At 66.0% G+C, this 9,589-nt stretch carries 8 protein-coding genes; 3 read left to right on the top strand and 5 right to left on the bottom strand.

Annotation, left to right across the window (positions count from 1 at the left end):
• Nucleotides 1–51: 51 nt before the first annotated feature.
• Nucleotides 52–1,245 carry an acyl-CoA dehydrogenase family protein gene (locus MU582_00975; protein ID UPK75243.1) on the top strand — a complete coding sequence of 398 codons (1,194 nt, stop codon included), beginning with the start codon at nucleotides 52–54 and terminating at the stop codon, nucleotides 1,243–1,245.
• Nucleotides 1,246–1,254: 9 nt separating this feature from the next.
• Complete coding sequence (locus MU582_00980; protein UPK75244.1) at nucleotides 1,255–1,881, top strand: SagB/ThcOx family dehydrogenase; 627 nt, start codon at nucleotides 1,255–1,257, stop codon at nucleotides 1,879–1,881.
• Here MU582_00980 and MU582_00985 read toward each other — a convergent pair.
• From MU582_00985 to MU582_00995, 3 genes are read right to left on the bottom strand one after another with little or no spacing between them, the layout of a single operon-like run.
• Nucleotides 1,870–2,922: a HAMP domain-containing histidine kinase gene (locus MU582_00985; GenBank protein ID UPK75245.1), complete on the bottom strand. Its 1,053-nt coding sequence runs from the start codon at nucleotides 2,920–2,922 to the stop codon at nucleotides 1,870–1,872. The genes MU582_00980 and MU582_00985 overlap by 12 nt on opposite strands.
• Nucleotides 2,919–3,644, bottom strand: a complete 726-nt coding sequence (locus tag MU582_00990; protein UPK75246.1) for a response regulator transcription factor — start codon at nucleotides 3,642–3,644, stop codon at nucleotides 2,919–2,921. Before MU582_00990 ends, MU582_00985 begins: the two co-directional genes overlap by 4 nt.
• Nucleotides 3,610–5,289, bottom strand: a complete 1,680-nt coding sequence (locus tag MU582_00995; protein UPK75247.1) for a beta-lactamase family protein — start codon at nucleotides 5,287–5,289, stop codon at nucleotides 3,610–3,612. The genes MU582_00990 and MU582_00995 overlap by 35 nt, the downstream gene beginning before the upstream one ends.
• Nucleotides 5,290–5,455: 166 nt before the next feature.
• Between MU582_00995 and MU582_01000 the strand changes: the two genes are divergently transcribed.
• Nucleotides 5,456–6,955, top strand: a complete 1,500-nt coding sequence (locus tag MU582_01000; protein ID UPK75248.1) for an HNH endonuclease — start codon at nucleotides 5,456–5,458, stop codon at nucleotides 6,953–6,955.
• 43 nt (nucleotides 6,956–6,998) lie between these two features.
• On the opposite strand, the gene MU582_01005 is transcribed toward MU582_01000, so the two are convergent.
• Together MU582_01005 and MU582_01010 are read right to left on the bottom strand one after the other, a co-directional pair.
• The gene (locus MU582_01005) at nucleotides 6,999–8,258 is read right to left on the bottom strand and encodes an IS256 family transposase (protein UPK77228.1); all 1,260 of its coding nucleotides are present in this window, start codon (nucleotides 8,256–8,258) and stop codon (nucleotides 6,999–7,001) included.
• Nucleotides 8,259–8,467: 209 nt separating this feature from the next.
• Entirely contained in the window at nucleotides 8,468–9,586 is a 1,119-nt protein-coding gene (locus MU582_01010; GenBank protein UPK75249.1) for a winged helix DNA-binding domain-containing protein, read from the bottom strand.
• Between the last annotated feature and the right edge of the window lie 3 nt (nucleotides 9,587–9,589).

The following is a 9,589-nucleotide window of genomic DNA, read 5'->3' on the forward strand; positions in this document are numbered from 1 at the left end:
GCAGCACTACGACGACGTCCGCCGTTCCCTGGCGGCCGAAACGAGGAGAACATGAGCACCGCAAGCACCCCGCCCGCGTTCGACCCGCTCGACCCTGCCGGCATCGACGCTCAACTGAGTGCCGACGAGAAGGCGGTACGCGCCTCCGTACGTCAATTGTGCGACGACAAGATCGATCCGTACGTCGCGGAGTGGTTCGAGGCAGGTGAGCTGCCCGACGTACGAGGTCTCGCGAAGGAGTTTGGCGCACTCGGCCTGCTCGGCATGCACCTGGAGGGCTACGGCTGTGCCGGGATGAGCGCGACGGAGTACGGCCTCGCATGCCTCGAGCTGGAGGCATCCGACTCGGGCATCCGGTCGATGGTCTCGGTACAGGGCTCCCTTGCCATGTATGCGATCTGGCGTTGGGGAAGCGAAGACCAGAAGCAGGCGTGGCTGCCGGGCATGGCCGCCGGTGATCTGATCGGCTGCTTCGGGTTGACCGAACCCGATCACGGATCCGATCCGGGCAACATGCGTACGCGCGCTCGACGCGACGGCGACGACTGGATCCTCGACGGTCGCAAGATGTGGATCACCAACGGCTCTGTCGCCGATGTCGCGGTTGTGTGGGCACAGACCGACGACAAGATCCGGGGCTTCATCGTGCCGACCGACACACCGGGGTTCTCCGCCCCCGTGATCAAGCACAAGATGTCGCTGCGTGCATCGGTGACCAGCGAGCTGGTGCTCGACGGCGTACGCCTGCCGGCCGACGCCGTCCTGCCCGAGGTCTCCGGACTGAAGGGCCCGTTGTCGTGCCTGAACGAAGCGCGGTACGGCATCGTCTGGGGTTCGATGGGTGCCGCGCGCTCGTCGATCCAGACCGCCCTTTCGTACGCGGGTGAGCGTGAGCAGTTCGGCAAGCCGATCGCCGGCTTCCAGCTGACCCAGGAGAAGCTCGCCAACATGGCCTTGGAGTACTCCAAGGGCGTACTGCTGGCCCTCCACCTCGGGCGGGCAAAGGACGACGGACGGCTGCGCCCCGAGCAGGTCAGCCTCGGCAAGCTGAACAACGTACGCGAGGCGATCGAGATCTGCCGCACCGCGCGTACGATCCTCGGCGCCAACGGCATCTCGCTGGAGTACCCCGTGATCCGGCACGCCAACAATCTCGAGTCGGTGCTCACGTACGAGGGCACGGTCGAGATGCACACGTTGGTCGTCGGCCAGGCGATGACCGGGCTGCCCGCGTTCCGCGGCTGAGCCCGAGTCATGACCGGGGGCCACGCCTTACCGGCCATCCGGCACGATGACCGGCTCGACCGCATCCTGCTCAGCCGTCGTTCGACGAAGGAGTTCACGGGCCGACCGCTGAACCTGGCCGATGTCTCGCACGCTCTGTGGACCGTCGCGGGTACGACGACGGGCGGGCGCCGCGTGGGTGCGTCTGCTCGGGCAACCTACCCCGTCGCCGCGACTCTGATTGCTGGAGACATCGACGGGCTTGCGATGGGCGCGTACCTCTACGACCCGGCCGAACACACCTTGGCGATCACGCGATCAGGTGATCAGCGGCAGGCCGTTGCGGACGCCAGTCTGGATGCCGGCAGTTGGCTCCCGGGCTGCCCGGCCGCGATTCTGCTGAGTGCCGATGTCGCCGCCGCTCGCGAGCGCTTCCCTGACCAGCCAGCGGACCACGGTGAGCGGTTCGCCTGGATCGAGGTCGGCCTCGCCGCACAGAACGCGTATCTCTGGGCTGCGGAGCGCGGTGTCGGCACTGTGCTGCTCGCCGGTCTCGACGATGAGCGTGCGGCCGGGTCATGTCGTGGACTCATCCCGCACCGACACGAGCTGCTCGGCATCCTGCCTCTTGGCGAGCCGGCGCAGTCAGCGCCGTAGGCGGAGCCGGAACTCACATCCGTCGCCGTCCGGCCCCGGCGACCGGAGGGTGACGTCGCCGCCGTGTGCAAGCGCGACCTGTCGCGCGATCGCGAGCCCGAGCCCACTACCGGACGCGGACTCGTCGGCACGACCGAATCGCTCGAATACGTTGTTCTGATCGGTTTCCGGGATACCCGGGCCGTGGTCGGTGACGGTGACATCGGCGTACGCGTCGGCCGCCGACACCGCCACGCGTACCGACGTACGTGCCGGTGCATAGCGGATCGCGTTGTCGACGAGGTTCGCCAATGCCCGCTGCACGGTTGCGGTGTCAACAGCACAGGCGAGGACTGCTGGTCCGTCGAGATCCAGGACGACCTCTTGCGACTCGGCGAGCACGCGTACGTCCGACGCAACCGATCGTGCGATCGACACCAGGTCGGCAGGTTTGCGATCGATCGTGCGCGCACGTCCGCGCGCGTCGACGAGAAGATCATCGATGGTCTCGCGCATCCGGGCGGCCGCCGATCGTGATCGTTCGAGACCTGCACGGTAGAGCTCGATCGATGGATCTTCGTGGTCGAGGAGTACGTCGGCATTGGTCGTGACGACCGTCAGCGGCGTACGCAGTTGATGGCTCGCGTCCTCGATCAGCTGTCGTTGGTCTCGAGCGGCGGTCTCCAAACGTTCGAGCATCGCGTCGAAGCTGTCGGCGAGGGCACGTATCTCCACGGGACCTGAGGTGAGGTCGATCCGCCGACTCAGATCGGATGCCTCGATGTCCTCGGCCACCCGACGTACGCGCTCGATCGGACGTACGGCGCGACCAGCGAGCCACCACGCGAGTCCGCCGGCAACGGGTAGCAGCGCGATCACCGTCCACATCGGCAGCGCGGAACCGTCCGACGTACTCGATGTGGTCGTCTCGCCGTCGCGGGTCACGGTCTGGTCGCTCTCGGTCGCGGACGTGACACCGAAGAGCAACAGCACCGGTACGTAGATCGCCAGAAAGCCCAAGACCGCGAGCTGCACCCGCAGCGACCGCCATGCGTTCCTCATGGTGCACTCCGCAACACGTAGCCCGAGTTGGTGATCGTGACGATCGGCGACGGATCGCCGAGCTTGCGCCGCAGTCGGCTGAGGATCACTCGTACGGACGCGGTGAACGGATCGGCGTTGGCATCCCACACGTGCTCCAGCAGGTCTTCCGCCGACAGCACCTCGTCCGGATGATGCATGAAGTAGCGCAATAGTGCGTACTCTCGCGAGGTCAGCGACAGGTCGGTGACGCCGCGGCTGGCTCGATGCGCTGCCAGATCGAGTTCCAGGTCGCCCACACGCAGTTTCGCGCCATCGGCGTCCTTGCGGCGAGAAAGCGCCCTGACTCGTGCTACCAGCTCCGCGAAGTCGAACGGTTTGACCAGGTAGTCGTCGGCCCCGGCATCGAGACCTGCGACGCGATCGGCGACGCTGTCGCGTGCCGTCAGGATCAGTACGCGGCCCGGACGGTTGAGCATTCTGTCGGTCCCCACGCGAGCGACGAGGTCTGCACCATTCCCGTCGGGGAGGCCGAGATCGATGCACGCAACGTCGTACGCCGTTGTCGTCAGCAGCTCGTCGGCCTGTGCGTACGTCCCGGCGACGTCGACGGCGTACGCCTCGTTGCGGAGGCCGAGTGCGACGACGTCGGCGAGGTCGGCATCGTCCTCTACGAGCAGGATTCGCATATCGCGAGTCTCCCAGGTTTCAGCCTGCCGCTCGGTCGGCGCGAACCGTGCCATCCGGCGAGGCGATGGCCACGTCCCGTTTCGAGAACGTGAGAGTCACGTCGGGGGCGTCTCCACTCGGGTCATCCGTACGGAAGCGGTCGCCGCCGATGGGTACGAAGCCCGCAGTCGGCGGATCGGTCGGCACCTCTGCTGCGGAGATCGCCCCTGCTTCGTCCAATGCGTACCATCCGAGCACGGACTCCGACTCCGTCTTCATCGTGACGTACGTACGCAGCTCGCCGTCGATGACCGCAGTTCCCGCAAGATCGATCTCGATGATCGTTCCGAAGTCGGATTCGAACAGCTCACGTTCCTTACGTCCTTCGGCGTTGTCGCCGTGCAGCAAATCGAGAACGGCATCCTCGTGCCGCGCCACGAGATCCGCCGAAACGCTTGCGGGCCTGGGAAAGAGAGCGTCGACTGCGTCCGGTCCATGTGGAGTCACGACGAGCTTGTCGTTGTGCACGGCGACGTCGATCGTGTCGTCGCCGAGCGTGTACGTACCCGCGGCTGCACGCAGGCGAGCCGGGTCGACGTCTACATCCGGTGTGCTCGGAGGCGGGACGGACTCGTCCTCGACGAGGGCGGGCGCGATCGCGACGAGTAGGTCTTCGGCGCGTACGACGGGGGTGTTGGATGCGATGGCGACGACGCGTTTGCTGCGCGGCAGCCAGGCGACGACTGCATCGTGGCCGATGTCTCCGCCGCCGCCCGAGGTCGCGATCACCGGCTCGCCGAACCGAGCCGCAGGGAAGCGAACCCAACCAGGCGTACCCGAAGATCCGTCCTCTCGGGTCACTCCAGGAGTGGCGATCGCGCGGGTCGAGCGCGGCGAGACGACGTCGTCATCGAACAGCGCGTATGTCCAGGACGCGAGATCGCGAGTCGTCATGGCCAGGTCACCATTGCCGGCGAGCGCCCAGTACGGGCCCACGAACTCGCCCAGCTGCGTCGACCTTCCGCCGTCGAGGTAGCCGATCGCGCGGGGGCATTCGGCAGCCGGTTCCCCGTCCCAGAAGCCGCGCGAGCCTACGCCGTCCGGTTGATCGAGAACCCGCGTCTCCTGGTAATCGCGGTAGTTCCCCGTCAGCTTGTCGATGATGAGCGCGAGCAGTGTGTACCCGGCGTTCGAGTACAGGAAGTGCTCCCCCGGCGGGTACGCGCGGTCCAGGCGTCCGAGGCGTCGGATCGCGGTGCGCCGCCCGAGGGGCGCGTGGTCGGCGCCGATGGATCCGGTGAGTCCGCTGGTGTGCAGCAACAGCTGTCGTACGGTTGCGTGCGCGGCCGGACCGCGTAGCGACGGGATGATCTCGCCGGCCGTCGCACCCAGCCGAAGGCGATGCTTGTCGACCAGGCTGTATATCCCCGCTGCGGTGAATGCCTTGCTGATGGAGCCGATGCTGAAGACGGTGTCGGGGGTGTTCGGTCGGTCGTCGGCCCGGTCGGCCGATCCGTATCCCGCAACGCATTCGAACACCCCGGCACGGGAGATGGCGACCGTACCGCTGAAGCCGGCCCTTGCCCAGGCATCAAGCCCCTCGGCGTACTTCTTCTCCGGGCACGATGCAGAAGTGCTCTCGGTGGGTGCTTCGTCGGAGTTGCTGCACGCCGATAGCAGCAAGGCCAATGTCATCAGGAGAACGAGAACTCGCGTCATGGCGACGACGCTAAGTCCGATGCTGTGAACCGGATGTAAACGCGGCGTCGCCTGATGCTCACCCACTTCGACTCGGCTACGACCGTAACCGAGTCGTGATACTCACCGTCGATTTGCGCCCTCTGTTCGAGCCGGACTGTCAGACCCAGGTGGGAGAGTGGGCGTCATGAAACCTTCCGCGCTTCCGTTGCCGTTCGCCGGTCCCGGCGATGCGTTGGAGCGTGCGGTTGGTGCGCATCGTCGCCTTGCCCGGGTGGAAGCAGAGAAGGTCGAGCATCTCGTCACGTATCTGCGCAAGGCCGCTGCAGAGGCCGCGGCTATGGATCCGTCAGCGTCGCCGGGCGCCGAGCGCGTGTGTGCGTACGGTGGCGAGGGGACACCCGAGGTTGCGGAGTTCGTCGTCTGCGAGATCGGCGCAGCACTCGGCATTTCTCAGCAGTCCGCCTCCCGGCTCGTGGCTGATGTGTTCGACATCGTCTACCGGCTGCCGATCCTGTACGCCGCTTTGGAAGACGGCCGCATCGAGCTGTGGCGGCTCCGCAAGGTCGCGGTGGCGACGCGAGACCTCTCCGAGCCGTTGGCCCACGAGGTCGACCTCCGGCTGTCGGCAGCGGGGAGTGTTGATGCGACGCCGCTGTTGGGGCGGGTGTCGACGGCACGGATGAAGCAGATCATCGATCAGGTCGCAGGAGTCGTCGACCCGGCCTCGCGTGATGACGAGATCAAGCAGAACCTCGAGAACCGCTTCGTCTCGATCACCGATGGTGAGCCTGGCGTCGCCGAGCTGAAAGCGTCGTTGTCGAAGGCCGACGCCGCGCGGCTGGATCAGCGTGTGCGAATCGTCACCGGCTGGTTGCGTGAGCTCGGCGACGAACGCCCCGTCGGGGTGTTGCAGTCCGAGGCGACCGGCTGGATCGCCGAGCCCGCCCGGCTCGCGATGCTGCACGAGCAGGTGCTCAACCATCGCTACATCGTCGCTCACACAGACACTCCCGACGATGAGCCTGCTGAGGCTGATGCACCGAACGAGGCCGACGTACCGAACGACGTCGACGATGATGGTGCCGCCGAGTCGGCCGCGACCGCTACGTCCTCCGGGCCTGCCGACGCTGACGTGCCCGCCGACAAGGATCCAGAACAGGCACTCCCCGATGCTTTCCGACGTGCGGCGATGCCCGCGACTCGGCTGTACCTTCACTGGGATCACGCCAGCGACACTTACAGCCCGGAAGGCATCGGAGCGATCAGCCGCGCCGAAGCTGCGGAGATCCTGAACCATTCACGGGTCACGCTCACACCGGTCATCGACCTGACATCGAACCCTACGTACACCGGCTACGTCGCTCCACCGCGATTGAAGGACCAGACGGCACTCGCGAACGCCGGGCTCTGCACCTTCCCTTCGTGCAGTAGGAGCGCCCGCACCGCCGAGTACGACCACATCACCGACCACCACGCGGTCGGGTCCACCGATGCCCGCAACGGTCATCGATTGTGCAAGCACCACCATCGATGTAAGACCTTCACCGACTGGCGCGTGTACTCTCCCGCCGCTGGCGTCTGGCTCTGGCGATCACCGAAGGGCCGCCACTATCTGGTGACCGCGGGCACCACCACGCGCCTCGACACCCGGCCCATCGACTGGGCCGCCGCTCACGCAGCCTGACCCGGGTCTGTCAGATGAACGGTGGATCTGACCTTGGCGGTTCTTAGTTGCTGGTCGGGTCCAGGCGTCCGGGGAACGTGATCGCGAACGCGTTCAGCGGCGCTTTCCAGCGCATCGTCCATCGTGCTCGGCCCTTCCCGGTGGGGTCAAGGGATCGGGTGACGAGGTACAGGCATTTGAGCGCCGCGGCTTCGGAGGGAAAGTGGCCGCGGGCCTTGACCGCGCGGCGGTAGCGGGCGTTGATCGACTCGATCGCGTTCGTCGTGCAGATGACCTTGCGTATCTCGACGTCGTACTCGAGGAACGGTACGAACTCGGCCCAGGCGTTGCGCCATAGCTGCACGATCGCCGGATACTTGTCCTGCCACTGTGCCGCGAACTCGTCGAACCGGTCCTTGGCCGCCTGCTCCGACGGTGCGGTATAGATCGGCTTGAGACCTCGCACGATCGCATCCCGGTGCTGGCGCCCGGCGTAGCGGAACGAGTTGCGAATCAGGTGGATCACGCACTGCTGCACGATCGTGTGTTCCCAGGTCGTGGTGATCGCTTCTGGCAGGCCCTTGAGCCCGTCGCAGACCGCGATCAGCACATCGGTCACGCCGCGGTTCTTGAGCTCGGCGAAGACCTGCAGCCAGAACCGTGCACCTTCGCCACCATCGTCGCCGGCCCAAATGCCAAGGATGTCGCGTTCACCGTTGGTGGTCACACCGACGACGACATAGAACGGCTTGTTCACCACCTGCCCATCACGGACCTTGATCACCAGGGCGTCGACGAAGATCACCGGGTAGATCGAATCGAGCGGCCGCGATGACCACTCGGCCATCTGATCGACGACCTTGTCGGTGATCTTCGAGATCGTCTCCTTGGAGACCTTGGCCCCATAGACCTCGTCGAAGTGCGCCGCGATCTCACCGGTGGTCAGCCCGCGGGCGGTCAACGACAGCACGACCTCGTCGATCCCGTCCAACCGCCGTTGCCGCTTACGCACGATCTTCGGGTCGAACGACGCGTCAGTGTCGCGGGGAACGTCGATCTCGACCGGGCCGATCTCCGTCAGCACTGTCTTCGACCTGGTCCCGTTGCGGGAGTTGCCGCTGTTGCGGCCCACCGGGTCATGGCGTTCATAGCCGAGATGGTCATCCATCTCGGCCTCGAGCGCCGTCTCCAGCACATTCTTCGTCAACTGGTTGAGCAGCCCGTCCGGGCCAACCAGATCGATGCCCTGTTCCTTGGCCTGCGCCAGAAGCTGCTCGGCCAACTGCTGCTGATCAATGCCCTCTTCGCTCACGGGCTCGATCATCTCGCCCGCTGCGACCTCACGATCTCTCGGATCGGTCGTCGTCATGGTCATTCCTCTCGGTCAGACCAAGACCAGATCCACCATTTTCCTGACAGTCCCCCTGACCCTGCGTACGGCCCTGTCCACGCGAAGGCGGAAGTCTGTCCTGACGGTGCCGGGCAGGTTTCTGAGCCACTGCGTCAGGGCTGGGCCGCGGTGTCGGCGGTCGATTAGCTGGCTGACCGCAGGTTCAGGTGGTCGTGGCCGAGGGCGGTTGCGAGGCGCGCGGCCTCCTGCGTGATTACTTCGTCGGGTCGATGTCGTTCGTCGCGCCAGGTGATCGTGAGTTCGTCGCGTTTGCATGACCATGTTCCGCGGACGACGCCGCCGACGATCAGCGGGTTGGCCTTGCGGGTGATGAGTTCCCGTCGAGATTGCGGGATGACATGGGCGTCTTTGGTACCGGTGCCCATCACCCACTGGTCATGTCCGGGAAGTAGCCGCACGCTTTGCGATGGCTGTGCGGCGACGAGGGAATCGACGTCCTCGCGTAGGACATATGTCGTGGTGCCTTCGATGTCGACCGCCACCAGCCGATCGCCTAGCCCGGAGATCCAGCTGTTGAGGCGTCTGCGGCCCGCGCTGAGTCCCTCGCCAAGCCAGTAGTGGAGTTGGTCGAGGGTCGCCGGCCCGTACGTCTGGAAGTATGCGGTGATGGCACGTGGACCGGCGTCGTCGAGGTCGGGGACACCCGGCCATCGTGGGTTGTCGTCGAGGCCTTGAACGGTGGGCCGTCCGTCGCGAGGCGGACCGAAGCTCAGGTCCCCTTGCCAGCTTAGGGGCTTGATCAGGGTGCCCGCGCCATCGTCGAATACCGACCTCAGGTGGCGGTACGCACGGTGACGTGTCAACACATCACCGAGCTCGGCAATCGTCAACGGCCCGCCGCTGACTGCGGCGCGCACCGCCGCTCGAAAGTCGGGCCAGTCCGACGGCGCGAGCTGGTAGTACTCGACCCAGCTCGGCAGCTCCCATTGCCGTCCAGCCGATCGGAGCGCGAGGTATATGCCGCCGTCCTCGGGCGTGACGTAATGCATCGAACCGCGAAACGCGAATACCTTGATCACGCTCCCGTCTGCCAGAGACCTCGCGAGCTCACCGGGCCGTGATGTCGCACGACGGGTCCGTACCGCGAGCTCAGCCAACGACTCATCCATCGATAGCACCGCACCGAGCCTGCGCACTACCCCGGCGGACGACTCCGAACCGACCGGGTCGAGCAGGTGCCGCGCCATCCGCCAGGCCAACGCCTGCGCCCAAGTGACCGTTGCTCCGACCGAGATCGTCATCCC

It is taken from the genome of Nocardioidaceae bacterium SCSIO 66511, assembly GCA_023100825.1.
Taxonomy (GTDB): Bacteria; Actinomycetota; Actinomycetes; order Propionibacteriales; family Nocardioidaceae; genus Solicola.